Origin of the sequence: Nostoc sp. DedSLP04, assembly GCF_034530775.1 — a bacterium.
Taxonomy (GTDB): Bacteria; Cyanobacteriota; Cyanobacteriia; order Cyanobacteriales; family Nostocaceae; genus Nostoc.
Genome location: NZ_JAVRCL010000013.1, coordinates 1 through 15492, shown reverse-complemented (window position 1 = coordinate 15492; position 15492 = coordinate 1). Strand labels below are relative to the sequence as shown.

At 40.6% G+C, this 15492-nt stretch carries 13 protein-coding genes; 6 read left to right on the top strand and 7 right to left on the bottom strand.

Annotation, left to right across the window (positions count from 1 at the left end; all coding sequences use genetic code 11):
• The first annotated feature begins 48 nt into the window (after positions 1-48).
• Positions 49-3570, top strand: coding sequence for a caspase family protein (locus tag RMX89_RS10100; protein WP_322688833.1), 3522 nt, complete (start codon positions 49-51; stop codon positions 3568-3570).
• A gap of 10 nt (positions 3571-3580) precedes the next feature.
• Here the strand turns inward: RMX89_RS10100 and RMX89_RS10095 are convergent, their stop codons facing one another.
• The gene (locus RMX89_RS10095; protein ID WP_322688832.1) at positions 3581-4753 is read right to left on the bottom strand and encodes a C1 family peptidase; all 1173 of its coding nucleotides are present in this window, start codon (positions 4751-4753) and stop codon (positions 3581-3583) included.
• A 651-nt stretch (positions 4754-5404) separates the two neighbouring features.
• On the opposite strand from RMX89_RS10095, the gene RMX89_RS10090 reads away from it, so the two are divergent.
• From RMX89_RS10090 to RMX89_RS10080, 3 genes are all read left to right on the top strand, one after another.
• Positions 5405-6694: a glucose-1-phosphate adenylyltransferase gene (locus RMX89_RS10090; RefSeq protein WP_322688831.1), complete on the top strand. Its 1290-nt coding sequence runs from the start codon at positions 5405-5407 to the stop codon at positions 6692-6694.
• A 71-nt stretch (positions 6695-6765) separates the two neighbouring features.
• The gene (locus tag RMX89_RS10085; protein ID WP_322673775.1) at positions 6766-7335 is read left to right on the top strand and encodes an AAA family ATPase; all 570 of its coding nucleotides are present in this window, start codon (positions 6766-6768) and stop codon (positions 7333-7335) included.
• Positions 7336-7455: 120 nt separating this feature from the next.
• Complete coding sequence (locus RMX89_RS10080; RefSeq protein WP_322688830.1) at positions 7456-8469, top strand: DnaJ C-terminal domain-containing protein; 1014 nt, start codon at positions 7456-7458, stop codon at positions 8467-8469.
• A 767-nt stretch (positions 8470-9236) separates the two neighbouring features.
• Here RMX89_RS10080 and dprA read toward each other — a convergent pair.
• Both dprA and RMX89_RS10070 read right to left on the bottom strand, forming a co-directional pair.
• Entirely contained in the window at positions 9237-10352 is a 1116-nt protein-coding gene (gene dprA, locus RMX89_RS10075; RefSeq protein ID WP_322688829.1) for a DNA-processing protein DprA, read from the bottom strand.
• Between the two features lie 132 nt (positions 10353-10484).
• On the bottom strand, positions 10485-10661 hold the full coding sequence (locus tag RMX89_RS10070; protein WP_322688828.1) for a hypothetical protein: 177 nt from the start codon (positions 10659-10661) through the stop codon (positions 10485-10487).
• 83 nt (positions 10662-10744) lie between these two features.
• Here RMX89_RS10070 and RMX89_RS10065 point away from each other — a divergent pair, with 83 nt between their 5' ends.
• Positions 10745-11881, top strand: coding sequence for an alpha/beta hydrolase (locus RMX89_RS10065; protein ID WP_322688827.1), 1137 nt, complete (start codon positions 10745-10747; stop codon positions 11879-11881).
• A 253-nt stretch (positions 11882-12134) separates the two neighbouring features.
• Here RMX89_RS10065 and RMX89_RS10060 read toward each other — a convergent pair whose 3' ends face one another.
• From RMX89_RS10060 to RMX89_RS10050, 3 genes are all read right to left on the bottom strand, one after another.
• Positions 12135-12824: an ElyC/SanA/YdcF family protein gene (locus RMX89_RS10060; RefSeq protein WP_322673771.1), complete on the bottom strand. Its 690-nt coding sequence runs from the start codon at positions 12822-12824 to the stop codon at positions 12135-12137.
• Positions 12824-13480 carry a DUF2301 domain-containing membrane protein gene (locus tag RMX89_RS10055; RefSeq protein ID WP_322688826.1) on the bottom strand — a complete coding sequence of 219 codons (657 nt, stop codon included), beginning with the start codon at positions 13478-13480 and terminating at the stop codon, positions 12824-12826. The genes RMX89_RS10060 and RMX89_RS10055 overlap by 1 nt, the downstream gene beginning before the upstream one ends.
• 330 nt (positions 13481-13810) lie before the next feature.
• On the bottom strand, positions 13811-14614 hold the full coding sequence (locus RMX89_RS10050; RefSeq protein WP_322688825.1) for an SAM-dependent chlorinase/fluorinase: 804 nt from the start codon (positions 14612-14614) through the stop codon (positions 13811-13813).
• A 109-nt stretch (positions 14615-14723) separates the two neighbouring features.
• Between RMX89_RS10050 and RMX89_RS10045 the strand changes: the two genes are divergently transcribed.
• Positions 14724-14879 carry a hypothetical protein gene (locus RMX89_RS10045; protein ID WP_322688824.1) on the top strand — a complete coding sequence of 52 codons (156 nt, stop codon included), beginning with the start codon at positions 14724-14726 and terminating at the stop codon, positions 14877-14879.
• A gap of 228 nt (positions 14880-15107) precedes the next feature.
• Here the strand turns inward: RMX89_RS10045 and RMX89_RS10040 are convergent.
• Positions 15108-15492 (bottom strand): hypothetical protein (locus RMX89_RS10040; RefSeq protein ID WP_322688823.1); only part of this gene is annotated, 385 nt, incomplete at its 5' end.

Sequence of the window (15492 nt, the reverse complement as noted above, 5' to 3'; positions counted from 1 at the left end):
TTGTGTCTGTCAAGATTATCCCGCATTTACCAACCCAAGGTGTGTTAAATGGCACGATACGCGCTTGTTATTGGCATCGCCGAGTATGTCAGCCCATCATTATCGCGTTTGTCGAAGACTACAAATGATGCTGAGGCTATAGCACAACTCCTAGAGCAGTATGGTGATTTCCAGTCTGTGCAAAGACTACCTCAGCGCTGGAATAAAGATAAAAACGGCTATGAAATGGCAGCGTCAAAAGTTACTGGCGCTCAACTTGGGCAAGATTTGAGAACTTTTTTACTAGAGCAAGCTGATAATAATGAAGCGCTGATTTATTTTAGCGGACACGGTTTTACTATTTCTGACAATTTAGGGCAACAAAAGGGATATTTGGCAAGTTCCGATTGTCAGATTGAATTTAAGGATAACGAAAATGTTGAACAAAAATATGGTATTCCTCTGGATAGCCTCAACGATTTAATTCAAGAGTCGCAATTGAGTAGTTTAGTGATGCTACTCGATTGCTGTCATAGCGGCTATTTCTTAGAAAGACAATTAATAGAAAGAACTCTTAACGCTTTCAGTTCGCAAAAAGATTATTACTTAATTACAGCTTGTCGTGGCTTTGAACGCGCCGGAGTAATTAAGAGTGAAGAATATAGTATTTTCACAAGCGCAGTTGTTAAGGGATTGGCAATAGAAAATGCAAGTAGTAATAGTAGGCGAATTAGTGGCGATCGCTTATTTGATTTTGTCAGCAACGAATTGAAAGGTTCCGTACAGGAGCCGATTCGCATGGGTTGGGGACGTTCCATTACTCTGGTTACTTATCCTCAATTAGATATTCCTACAGGAGAAAAGATTGCTTTCAATCAAGAAAATCCATACCGGGGACTTTATGCTTTTGAATCAGAACAAGCACAATATTTTTGTGGACGAGATGAAGCAGTTCGCACACTAATTTTGCGTTTAGCAGAGAGTCGATTTTTGGCTGTCATTGGCTATTCAGGTAGTGGTAAATCTTCTTTGGTAAAAGCGGGTTTGTTACCGCAACTGAAAGGCGATCGCCTGCCTGGAAGTAGTCAATGGGCGATCGCATCTTTTACACCAGGAGAGCATCCTTTAGGTAAATTGGTTGATATTTTAGCTCAACAACAGCAGCAAAATCAACCCCAATTATTGTTTATCGATCAATTTGAAGAAATATTTACCCTTTGCCAAGACGATGAAGAACGCAAAGCTTTTATCCGCTTAATAGTAGAAGAAGTCAAGACGGCTGAGAGACAAACACGCATAATTTTGACTATTCGCGGTGATTTTTTAAATAAATGCGCTGACTATGTAGAAATTATTACTCTCATTAATAGTTTCCCTCCGACATCATTCATCGTGCCAATAATGTCTTTTACTGAGTTAGAAGAAGCAATTGAAAAACCAGCAAAATTGCATGGTGTAACATTTGAGCATGGTTTAGTTTCACAAATTTTCGCTGATGTAGTCAACCGTCCAGGTGCATTACCCATACTACAATATGCGCTTAAAGAATTGTGGCGAGTTTGTATTGAAGAACCTGAATCGCCAAAACCACTTTTAACTCATGAAGGCTATGAGGAAATTGGCGGCGTTAAAGGAGCTTTAGACAAACGAGCGACAATTTTGTATCAAAGTTTAACAACTATAGATCAAGCCTTTGCGCGTTGCTTATTTATGGAATTAGTACAGTTAGGTGAAGCTGGAGAAGTGACGCGACGGCGTGCTAGCTGGGATAGATTAGAAGCAATTTCAGATTCTCCCCAACAATTACAACGGGTTGTAGGATTACTGGCAGGTTCTCAACAACGTTTAATTATCACCGATCGAGATACTGTAGAAGTTGCTCATGAAGCACTTTTATCTGAGTGGAAATTATTAAATACTTGGATTACCGAAAATCTAGAAAATATTCGTCTAAGTCGTTCTTTAGAGGAAGATTGCCAGGAATGGCTACAAAGATTTAATAAATCGGATGAAGCACTGTTAGCGGGTGCAAAATTGGCTGTAATTTCTGAGTGGGTGAATAAGACTCAGCCAAGACTTACGTCACTAGAAGCAGAATTTTTGTATAAGAGTTTGGAGAGACGCGACAGAGAAATTCAAGCTCAACTACAGCAAGAACGTCAATTGCGAGAAGTGGCAGAAGCTAGAGCTAATGCAGAAGCGGAAAAAGTTAAACAGGAAAAAGCTAAAGTTAAAGCTGAAAGGCAAAGAACTCAAACATTTGCAGTTTTAGGAGTTGTATTAATTGCGTTAGCATGGTTGTGGTTTAAATCCGAAAAAAATAATGCAGAAGTAAAAAGAGGAGAAGTCAATACATGGATTAAACTTTCTCAATCATTGTTTGAAGATAATAGACAAATCGAAGCATTAATGGCAAGTGTGCAAGCAATACAGCGACTAAAAAAAATAGATGAAAAAGACCCTGAACAAATGAGGCAACTGCAATCAATAATTTATAAAGTGCGGGAGCATAATCGTCTAGAAGGAAAGCAAGACAAAGTTTGGGGTGTAAGCTTTAGCCCTGATGGCAAAAATATTGCCTCTGCTAGCTCCGATCAAAAAATTAAATTTTGGAGTTCTCAGGGACAACTGTTGGACACTGTACCTGGACATATAGGAGTGTATGGAAGTATAAGATTTAGTGATGATGGCAAATTATTAGCTTCAGGAAGTGAAGACAAAATTGTAAAACTTTGGAAGATAGAAGGTAAAAAAGTTAAATTTTTGAAAAATTTTCCTGACCATGAACAAGTTGTGTCTGACGTTGCCTTTAGCTCAAAAAATAAATTGATTGCTTCTTCTAGCTTTGATGGTAGTATTTTTATTCGGCATATAGATAGTATGGAAACTATAAGACTTAAATTTCTTAAACAACCTGAATATAAAATATACAGCTTAGAATTTAATCCTAATGATGATTCAATAATTTTTTACTCTGGTAATGATAGTAATGTCAGGCTTTGGAATTTGAAAAATAGTGATATCGATAAAAATAATAATACTGTTGGCTTTCATGCTCATGATGTAGTCGTACAAATAGTGAGATTCAATATAAAAGACAATATTCTTGCTTCTGGTGATAGTAAAGGATGGATAAAACTATGGGATCTAAAAGATGGAAAGTTGAATAATATAGGAATAATCAAAGCACATGATGACAAAATTTTTGCATTAGATTTTAGCCATGATGGGAAATATCTTGCTTCTAGTGGTACTGATGAAACTGTAAAAGTGTGGGAGGTAGATAAAGCTATCAAAATTTTTAAAGAAAGGAAATCTACTTTAAGACAAACTTTTCGTGAGCCTCTAAAAGGACACACCGCCATAGTCAATAGATTAGAGTTTAGTCCCGATGGAGAGGTAATTGCCTCTGCTAGTGATGACAGAACTGTCAGATTATGGCGGTGGAAACTGGATCAAAAAACTAATGCTAATCCTCAATGGAAAACTTTATTGGATTACAGCTGTAATTTTCTCGAAGACTACTTACGGACAAGCAAAAATATTCCAGCTTGGTTGAATGAAAATTCTGATTCCTGTGTGTATAAATGAAAGCAATGAATCATTTTTTTACAGTTGTTATGGTTATATTTTTGTTTGACTTTTCTATCTTAGTTTTTGGTTTGTCTTCTGGAGGTATTCGAGTTGTAGTTGGTACTTTATGGTCTAGATCACTTCCTAGAATATGACTATTTTGGGATATACCAAACTGCCCTTCGTCAACCCATTCATTCTTCAGTAATGACCACCAGTCAGTAGCTAACCCCTTTAACACATACTCATAGGGTAGCCAACCATAACCATCTTCACCCCAATCTTCACCCCAGCAATTTCTAATTAGGAAAGCTCCTAGAGTTAGAGACTTATTGTTGGAATTGTTAATTGACTTATAGTTGGGATGGTCAATTGACTTATTGTCGTCATAACCAACGGCAACAACTGCATGACCACCCACCATCTTTTCGCCATAGTTAGGATAAGGAATTTTTCCTGTTTTTACTGTTTTATTATTTAAAATAGAACTATAGGTTGTAAACCCAAACATGGCAGGAACGCCAGCAGCTAAAAAATGTTTAATATTACCTAATGCTTGTTCTTTTGTAAGTATAGGTAAGTCAAGCCTGAAATACTGAATTGCTTGATAATGCTGGGCATAGGCATAGCAAAAAGCAGGTGGTTCTTCGTCAAAATTCTCAATTTCATAAGGCCAATACTCCTCTGGAGGTATACCAAAAAGTGCCATTGCCTTCATTGCGAAGCGCGTCGATGCTCCAGTGTCTCCAGTTAAGTGCATCAAATTTCGTGCAACTTTGTAGAGAAAGAGGCTGGAAGCATTTATATCTTCGCCCATTACCTTTCTTTCAAAATATTCTACCAACGCAACGCCAGCTATTGCTGTACATGACTTGAGGTTTCCTTGCTCCTCAATTGGAGAACACCATTGCCGCAAATCTACATGAGAAGGTAAATGTATATTTATTGGATATTGCAAACTTGCCGAACTTTGGTCTGTTGCTTCTTTGAAGGGTAAGAGCAGGCTAGTTTGCTTTTTATCTTCCCTCCCGTTCTTTTGAACCACTGTTCTGTTCTTTATTTGTAACGTGAAATCATTTACTAAAGTTGTTTGTTGGAGTCTAATTCTTTCTTTGTTCTTAGAGTCTTCGATTATCTTCTCTAGGCAATAGTCTCTAAAATCTGGACGATCTGGCAACCAACCCATTCTAAAGTTCGGCATATATCTGTTACCCTGTTTTTAAATTAAGTTAGAAAGTTAACTTAGAGGATGTTTGAAAAGTATTAGGCAAATAAAATTCCCTAGTACACAAGCAAAGTCCACTTTTCTTGCGGAACGCTACGCGAATGTGGACTAATTCAAAATTAAGAGTTTTCTAACCCCCAGATGTGGGTTGTGTCTGTGTAGCCTATCCAGTGCGTTGGGCGGTTTTGCCGATTTGAAACACCTAGCGTGCGCCTTTTAGTCGCCAAGGCTAGTAGTAAATTAGACTTTTCAAACATCCTCTTAATAGCTGGCTTTTAGCTAACTGTAAGTGGATACACTATAAAAACAATATTTTACGGATTACACATAGAACTTTCTTAGATTTATTTTTATAACGAGGTTTGTTACAGACGATTTACCTCTTCGCCTTGCAAGCTGCCTGTCATAGAGATAAAATTCTACGCGAGGGCTGTGTAGTCGAAACTTACTATACTTTTCACCTATATTAATACAAATGTTCTATCTTTTCTCCTTATCAGCCGCACTATCCATTACTAGTAGCATTCTGTAAAATTCATCCCAAAGAATCAGACGATCCCCCTTACCTGTGGTGGCAGACAGTCCTAAACTGAAGATGAGAGTTGAAAGGCAGTCGGGAGAAATTTTGTGAAGAAAGTATTATCAATCATTCTTGGTGGTGGCGCGGGTACTCGGCTTTACCCACTAACCAAACTCCGCGCTAAACCAGCAGTACCAGTGGCGGGGAAGTATCGCTTAATCGATATCCCTGTTAGTAACTGCATAAATTCCGAAATATTCAAAATCTACGTCCTGACACAATTCAACTCAGCTTCCCTGAATCGTCACATCGCCCGTACCTACAACTTTACTGGCTTCAATGAAGGGTTTGTGGAAGTTCTAGCTGCACAACAAACACCAGAAAACCCCAACTGGTTCCAAGGTACAGCCGATGCTGTACGTCAGTATCTGTGGTTAATGGAAGAATGGGATGTAGAAGAATATCTAATCCTCTCAGGCGATCACCTCTACCGTATGGATTATCGCCAGTTTATCCAGCGCCATCGGGAAACGGGGGCTGATATTACTCTCTCAGTCATCCCCATTGATGAGCGTCGCGCCTCAGATTTTGGCTTGATGAAAATTGATGATTCTGGTAGAGTCATCGATTTTAGCGAAAAACCCAAAGGTGAAGCGTTACACCAAATGCAAGTTGATACAAGCGTACTGGGATTATCAAAAGAACAAGCCCAGCAACAGCCTTACATCGCCTCAATGGGGATTTATGTCTTTAAAAAAGAGGTTTTGTTCAAGTTGTTGAGAGAAGGTGTAGAAAGGACTGATTTCGGCAAAGAAATTATTCCTGATGCCTCTAAAGATTACAACGTTCAAGCTTACCTTTTTGATGACTACTGGGAAGATATTGGAACAATCGAAGCATTTTATCATGCCAATTTAGCTCTAACTCAGCAGCCCCAGCCACCCTTTAGTTTCTACGATGAAGAAGCGCCAATTTATACCCGTGCTCGCTACTTACCTCCAAGTAAACTTTTAGAATGCCAAATCACAGAATCAATTATTGGCGAAGGTTGCATTTTGAAAAATTGCCGCATTCAACATTCAGTGTTGGGAGTGCGATCGCGAATTGAATCTGGTTGTGTCATCGAAGAGTCCTTACTCATGGGTGCAGATTTTTATCAAGCTTTTGTAGAACGTCAATGTAATGTAGAAAAAGGTGACATTCCTGTAGGTATTGGTACTGACTCAATTATTCGCGGTGCGATCATTGATAAAAATGCCAGTATCGGTCACGATGTCAAAATCATCAATAAAGATAACGTGCAAGAAGCCGACCGAGAAAGTCAAGGTTTCTACATCCGTAGTGGCATCGTTGTCGTACTGAAAAATGCTGTAATTCCTGATGGAACTATCATTTGATAGTTAAGAGTTAGGAGTTAGGAGTTATGAGTTAATGACTAAAAATTTTGATAGTTAGGAGTTATGAGTTAATGACTAAAAATTCTGATTACTCCTCACTCATCACTTTTAATTCCTCACTTCTAACTTCTCACTCCTCACTTTTTTTACTGATTGGTCTTCCAGGTAGCGGGAAGTCAACTTTAGCAAAACAATTACTGACAGAATCCCCTGAAATGGCGCTAATTTCTACCGATGCCATTCGGGGGAAATTGTTCGGTTCCCAAGCTGTTCAAGGGCCGTGGCTACTGATTTGGCGCGAAATTGAACGGCAATTTCAGCAAGCTATTTCCACAACTAATACAGCTATTTTTGATGCCACCAATGCCCAGCGCCGCAATCGTCGTGAAGTCATTGCTTTAGCCCGTAACTTGGGCTTTACCGACATTGGGGGAATTTGGGTGGATACACCAGTTTGGTTGTGTTTGGCACGGAATAAAAAGCGATCGCGCCAAGTTCCAGAAGAAATTATTTTGCGGATGCACCGTCAACTCCGGGATGCTCCCCCAAGTCGAGGAGAAGGATTAGACAGCCTGAGCCGCTTATCAGAAAAATCGGAGTACGGGAATTGCGATTCCTTGGTGAGCGAGAACCACACTTGATTTTCTATATTTTTTGTTAATTTAAAATCATATTCTTTTGTTTGGCACTATACCAGGCAAATTAAATATCTCATTTTCAAAAATAAACATAACGGGAATTTCTAATTAGGAGGCTGGTAGATGGCTGCAACCGACTTCAAGGACTATTACGCTATTTTGGGAGTCAGCAAGACTGCCAGTTCAGAAGAAATTAAACAAGCCTTTCGTAAACTAGCCCGCAAATATCACCCTGATGTCAACCCAAACAACAAACAGGCAGAAGCACGCTTCAAAGAAGTTAGCGAAGCCTACGAAGTTGTGTCAGACCCAGATAAACGCAAAAAGTACGACCAATTCGGTCAATATTGGAAACAAGCTGGTGAAGGTTTCCCATCTGGTGGTGCTGCTCCCGATATGGGTAACTTTGACTTCAGTCAATATGGCAATTTTGATGAGTTCATTAATGAGTTGCTAGGACGCTTTGGTGGCCCTCCCCCTCGTGGTGGGGCGCGCCAAAGTCAGGCACGAAGTCACTCTTACCGCACTTCTCCAGGTACCTCAACTCATTTTAGCAGCAGCTTTAACGATTTTGGGTTTCAAGATGGAGGTGCGGGTACTGGGCAGGATAGCGAAGCTGCGATCGCTCTAACTTTTGCTGAAGCATTTAATGGTGTGAAAAAGCGCTTCAGTTTAGGTAATGAAACAATAGATGTCAATATCCCATCTGGAGCTAAAACTGGTACTCGCCTACGGGTGCGGGGCAAAGGTCAGATTAACCCCATGACTCAACAACGGGGAGATTTATACTTAAAAGTCGAACTTCAGCCGCACACCTTCTTCCAAATGGAAGGCGATAACTTGGTATGCGAAGTGCCAATCACACCAGATGAAGCGACTCTGGGAGCGTCTATTGATGTACCCACTCCCGATGGTTCAGTTAATGTCAAACTACCAGCAGGGGTGCGTTCTGGTCAATCTCTACGTTTACGTGGCAAAGGTTGGCCCCTCTCCAAAGGTGGACGCGGCGATCAGTTGGTGAAAGTGGCGATCGTTCCACCAAAAGACCTCAGCCAACAAGAGCGGGAATATTATGAAAAAATCCGGGCTATACGTACTTATAATCCCCGTAGTCATTTGAACCAATTCAGGCTTTAACAAGCAAAAAGAGAATCCCCATAATTGAAAGTCTCGTCATTACCCACATTTTGGTGACAGTTAAAGTATTATGCTAAACCATATCTTGTCTAAAACTTAAGTTCTGTGGCTCAGAGCTACTGTTCACTCAAGTGGACTTAAATCATGTTCGGATAAGTGTTTAACCGAACTTGAGGTGAATTGTTGTTTAGTCCAGTTAAGAGAACTTGAACTATTAGCCTTGGAATTGTATTTCGAGGCACAATAACAACTAAGCTAAAGATAAAAAGATGTGGGTAACGACAAATAATAAGAATTAAGGGATTTTTTTGCGATCGCCAAAACAAGTAAAATGCAGAAACGCGAAATTAAGGCATCTCTATTCTATATATATTGGCTAGCAATGTAATTTTTTGTTACTTTGCGATCGACAGTAGACATCTTGTAAAAGTAACTTTTGCTTTCCGGTTGGGGTGCATGTTAAAGGTTAAAGGGTAAGGGGAAATTCCATACTTTTACCCTCGCCCCTTATCCCCAGAGTGGACTCAACCTTCCTATTTTCCCCACTTCTGCAATTTTTTTTATATAAAAAAATAAAATTTTTATATTGTTAGGACTTACGCAAGTGTCACAAAACAATCGGATTTGTAGTTTGTAGTAAGCGGTACCCCTTATTTTGAGGACTAAAGTCCTCTCTGCCAGACGCTACGCGAACACTACGAACTGTTATAAATCTGATGATTAAATTGCGAAAAATAAATCTAAATAATGTTGTTATCTTTTAATTCTTAACTTTTTTGATACCGCATACCTGGTAGTTGCGAAATAAAACCCATAAGTTCCAACTGTAACAAAGCACTGGAAACTGAGCCAGCAGCCATACCGGTTTGTTGGACAATAAAATCGAAGGGTAAAGCATCACTTGCGATCGCATTCATTACTGTTTGCAATTCTGGCGATAAAGTTGGCATTAACTGTTCTGGTGCTGTAGAAGCTTCAATCGCATCAATTTGTGGTATTGCTCCTAGCATTGTTAACAGTTCGTCTAGTTCTTTAAGAATGAAAGTTGCTCCCTGACTCAGTAACTTTAAGCATCCTTGGGATGGATAATCGTCAAGTCTTCCAGGTAATGCATAGACATCTCTACCAAATTCATTTGCGTAGGTAGCAGTAATTAAGGCACCAGATTTTAAAGGCGCTTCCATTACCAGAATGGCGCGGCTTAAGCCTGCAATAATGCGGTTGCGACGGGGAAAGTGAGTCCGGTCGGGTGGAGTTTTTGTCGGGTACTCACTTACAACTAACCCAGCCGTCAAAATTTGCTTGTACAAATCCCGATTTTTATGCGGATAGATGACATCTACACCAGTTCCCAAAACTGCGATCGTTCGTCCACCTGCTTTCTTGGCGGCGTTGTGGCTTTCTGTGTCAATTCCCTCTGCCATACCAGAAACGACTGTAAAGCCATTTTTAGCCAAAGCTGTACTAATTTGGCGAGTCCAACGGATACCATATTCTGAGGGTTGGCGGGTTCCGACAATCCCAACCATTGGTTTTTGTCCGAGATTTTCTTGGAGTTCGACTTCACCGCGATAGTACAAAATTGGCGGTGGACTCGGAGTTTCTAGCAGTAAACGGGGATAATCTGCATCTGCTGGCGTCCAGAAATGAGAATTTTCCTGCTGGTGCTTGGTAAATAGTTGTTCTGGGTGCAAACGCGATCGCTGTTGTACTACTTTTTCTAGTGTCTGAAAACCAAAACCCTCTACTTCTCCTAACTGTACCTTAGTAGCGTTCCAAGCTGTTGCCAGCGTGCCAAAATGCTGTTGCAGCCGTCGCAGTAATACTGGCCCAATTCCCGAAATTTGTGCCCAAGCTAGCCAATATGCACCTTCTTCTACCACCGTTCTATCCTCACGCCACTGGATTGAGTATTCCCAAATTAGGGGTGGCTGTTGATGTGAGATGAGGGAGCAGAGGGGCAGATGGAGGAATTATTGAACAAGTCTCTCCCTTGTCTCTTCTCCATACCTAACCTAATACTTCTCTACGAGAAGCTGCGCCAATGCCCAATGCCCAATGCCCAATCCCCAATCCCCAATGCCCAATTCCCAATGCTCAATGCCCAATGCCCAATGCCCAATGCCCAATCCCCAATCCCCAATGCCCAATGCCCAATGCCCAATCCCCAATGCCCAATGCCCAATGCCCAATGCCCAATTCCCAATTCCCCTTGACTTTTGACTCTTGACTCTTGACTATTAACTATTGACTATCTATCTTCTTATCTTCTGTGATGAAATATTTCTATCGTCTTTTAATCAGCCTATCTGGGTGCTTAATATTTTTACTGGTGCATAGTGGACTTGGTTTGTTGCCTAGTTTGGCAGCCGAAAAAGTTACCGTCAGGTACGGATTGTTTGAGCAATCGATCCCGGTGGCAGATATACGCAACTATGACAAGACACAAAAGGTTTCTGCCGATCTGAAGTCTTTTCTAGATTACCTTAGCGCTAAAGAGAAACAGAAATTTCAAGAAGCCCTTCAGGTGAAAATGTCGCTTGATATTGTGGCTTTAGATAAGTTGATAAACACAGGAATGGGCAAGCAAATTTTATCTTTTGCATCCCAAGCGATCGCTCGTCGCGATCGAGCTAGTATACAAGCACTACGATCGGCTATTATCATCGGAGCAAGATCGCCAGAAGGTCTAGGGATAGCCAGCTTTCTACAAGCTTATCCCAGCGATCGATTAGTTGTTGATGTGTCAAAAATTCAGAAGCTAGTCGGTATGGCAAATCCCTCTGCTAGTTCTGCTGATGCGCCGCCGAAAGATGACGTAAGTTCTTCACCTTTAGGGAAAGTTGCCCTACAATATCAAACACTCGCCGCCCAAGATAAACAATTCTCAGGTTGCTTATTTGGAGATTCTATTTCGGCGGGACTTGGCAATACCCTTGGGAGTGGTACTTTTAATTTTGGGTTAAACGGTCTGAGTACAATCTCATTACTAGAACAACTGAAAAGTTTAATTCCTACCAAGGTGAAATGCGAAAAAGCCATTATTGCCGTAGGTGGAAATGATGCTTTGTATCAAATCAGTGATGAGTTATTTAGCAAAAATCTCCAAGAAGCGATCGCACTTATCCGCACAATGGGAACTAAAGAGATTTTTCTAATTCCGGCTTTTTATTCGACAGTGGCAGCAAGCTCAGATCCAACAGTAGCAGCCCCACTTAAAAGAGTTGAACAAATTAATGTTCTGATTAATCAAGTGGCTGAAACAGAAAAAGTACCAGTTGCCGCAGCCGGACTAGCACCATTATATGAAAATAATGTTCTTAAAGAAAATTTAACCAGTGATGGCGACCATCTGAATGCAGAGGGTTTGAAAATTTATCGGCAAGCATTATTACAAATCCTGGGTAAGTAGGTCAATCTAATTAATGTGAGTTCGATGAACCTCTCCCGGACAACCTCCCTCTCCCACGGGGAAAGGGAGGAGCAACGAAAAATTAGGGTTTTTGCTTTCCTCTGGGTGTCCAAGAGGGGTTGGGGGAGAGGTCAAAAAAGGGCTTGTCGAACTCACGTTAATTAAACATAAAACGCTCACTAGATAGCTCCCCGATTTATTAAATAAGTTGGGGAATTACGAATTACGAATTACGAATTACGAATTATAACTATTAGGCCTTCCAATTCAAAAACCGTGCATAAAGATAAGCTATACCTTCATCAATAACCATCCGCACGCCTTCGCTAGAGTTCCACCATTTGTTTGGATTATAATCTTGTGTTGTCGCAGCAATCACACCAACATTAATTTGAGGGGTAAGTATTTTTTTAAAAAGAAACCAACTCCTACGGGCATGAACGTCCAAGGAAAAAAGATTAATCGATTCTATCTTTAAATTTGAATTGGATAGCCAACGCTCAAATTCCGCAGCAGATGCATAACTACGATCTTTAACCACAAAAGGTGTCGGAACGGCTACTACTTTTTCTGCTTCTAAACCGAGTTTTATGAAGGTGTCAGCCGACACGTCTGCAAAGTTCTTGTATCCAGTAAGATAACTTCCTTTTCCTAATGTACCTCCGGTAGTAATTATTTGATGATAAGAACCGTTTTGAAATTCAGTCAAAGCTTCTTCTATAGCGTAATCTGGTAGCCATCCTTCAACAACTAATACTTCTGCTGATTGGATCGGGGAAGTTACGGCCAGAAATGAGTGTACATGACTAAAAATGAAAAATATTAAATAAACAATCAAAGCGATCGCAATCGCCCACCCTTGAGCCGTAAGTGTCCACATTTCTTGGCGTTTGATTAGTTTGATTTTGGGAAATTTTTGACACCGACGATTTTTTATCCGCATTAAACCTTAGCTAAACGTTGTTCTTTCAAGTAGGTAAACACAGACTTATCTCCAATATCAGCAGGAATTGCTTGGACTGTCTTTCGCAGGGCAAACACTAAAAATAATATTGCCCAAGTTCCTAATAAAATGCTTTCTCCCTGAGTTGGTAAAATTCCTACCAAATGTCCTAACAACAGTAGCGGTACAATTGGGGTTAATACTTTGGTTTCCAGGCGATTGAAGCAAAAAGCCTCTTTAAAATAAATACCTGTTAAAGCTACAAAGATAAAACCAACTCCAAATAAGGTAATTGGCTGATTGTAAATCGCAAGAGCTAAAGGTTCACTACTAGCGATCGCCAGAATCACTGATGCGATACTACCAATCGCCCAAAAAACTTGCAATGCTCGGTGCAGTGATGCCATGTAGATATGGATGGTAAATAAACTTACACCAAGTGCGATGCTAAAACAAGCATATAAAGGTGTCAGTAAAGTTACAACTGTTGGGTTATTGTTGAGTAAAATCAAGGCGCTGCCTATGGCAAAGCTCAGTGCTGCTACCATTAACCCAGCGCGATAGATAATTACGCCAGTGCGATCGCTTTGAGTAATTGTAAATTCCCCAAACTGACCTTGATAAACTTCTGGTGCAGAGAGTGTTTGTGTAGTCATAGCTAAGAATATAATTATGATTCTCTAGTAGAGTACAACAGGAAATTGCTCAAGGGTTACTTTTATTATTATGAGCAATAAGGTAACTTCATGTCACCATTCCTAAACTTACATCTTTTAGCAGTTGCTTTCTGGAAATTTTTGTCAAATTGGCACTGCCTACGGTGAATGAAAATGCTTGTTTTTAAGTGGTGTGTAGTTGCCCATCCTCCTTTTTATATCTAGAATTTTCCCCTTTTTTTGACTTGACTACAAATTACCAACAGGCACTTTGCAGCCTGGTGATTTTTCACTGTCTTAACTTTAGCAAGATTCACTGGTCTGATTGTCTTAAAAAAACAACACTTCTAACGGATCTTGTAAATCAATCTGTAATTGTGAGTGAGCATCTCCGCAATTAATGGCAATTTCTACCCAACCGTGACTGCCAACTAAAGCTATTATCTCTCCCACTTTCACCTCACTGTAAGTTTCACACCCTGGTACACTCAATCCAGCAACTTGCACATACCAACTTTTGCCTTGCACGTAACTGGCTGGAATGTTACTCACTAAGTTGCCAAAGTGGTCAATATATTGAATGCAACCCACTACACCAGTGGTTGTCTGCTTGCAGTCGCCTATATCCAGGTTTACCAAACTTCCTAAATCGATTTCTTGCCCTAGCTGTTTGAGGGGGACACCACTTGCAAGATTAGCTGCCACTGGTGCAAAGATATCCCTACCGTGAAAAGTCTTGCTTGGTTGAGGAGTGCGCCAATAATTAAGATTTGTAAGTTCGACGGCTGCGATCGCGGGGCTTTGACTGAGTACCCCGCTAAAGATACTATTATCTGGGCCGACCAAAAACCCTTGAGCAAATTCTACTGCGATCGCCCGTCGCTTGCTTCCCACACCTGGATCTACGACTGCCAGATGCACTGTCCCAAGTGGGAAATGGGCATAAGCATTCATCAGGCTAAACCGGGCTGCTTTGATGTCTTGCGGCGGAATTTGGTGGGTTAAATCTACCACCGTCAGTCTGGGGTTGATTTGGGCTATGACTCCCTTCATTATGCCTACATAAACATCGCGATCGCCGAAATCGCTCAGTAAAGTCACGAGTGGTTGTTTATCTATCTGGTTATTAGACATATTTTAGCCAAATTATATAAAAAATATATTTTCTGTAGCAACAGCTACAAAATATGTGTTATGTTAGGAATACAAGACATAAATTGAAAAACTAAAGCAGGTAATCACTATGAGTCAAAATAGACTACAAAGTTTGAGCAAATCACGAGAAACTCACAGAGCGAATATTCAAAAAAGCCTAGAGCATCGCTTGGAAATAGCTAGAGCAAATGGCGACGAACAGTTAATCCGTCAACTGGAAGCTGAAATGAGGTATTCCAGCTAAATCAAGTTTTCATTGTTCATAGTTTTGTTGTGCAACCCGCTACGGCGGGTTTTTTGTTTTTATATCATGTCCGCCTAATTAGTTATAATTCCCACATCTGTGCAAAAACCAGGAAACCCTCTTTCTCCCTGCCCCCAGCAAGAACTGCTCCCCTGCCGTCTTAATGATAAGTCTTTAACCGGACACGATATTAGAGGGTTTCCTGGCAACAGCTATAAAAGCTTATCATTACCAAATATAAGTATCGATACTGGCTAGACCCCCATCATTGAAGACGTTGACTAAATCATCTTTCCCATCTGCGTTAAAATCGCCGACTAGCCATTTTTGAGCATCCCAAAACCCGCCTTGGCCAGTTGCCCAGCGCTGGCTATCAAAACTCCCACCATTAGATAAGTGAGTATCGATACTGGCTAGACCCCCATCATTGAAGACGTTGACTAAATCATCTTTCCCATCTGCGTTAAAATCGCCGACTAGCCATTTTTGAGCATCCCAAAACCCGCCTTGGCCAGTTGCCCAGCGCTGGCTATCAAAACTCCCACCATTAGATAAGTGAGTATCGATACTGGCTAGACCCCCATCATTGAAGACGTTGACTAAATCATCTTTC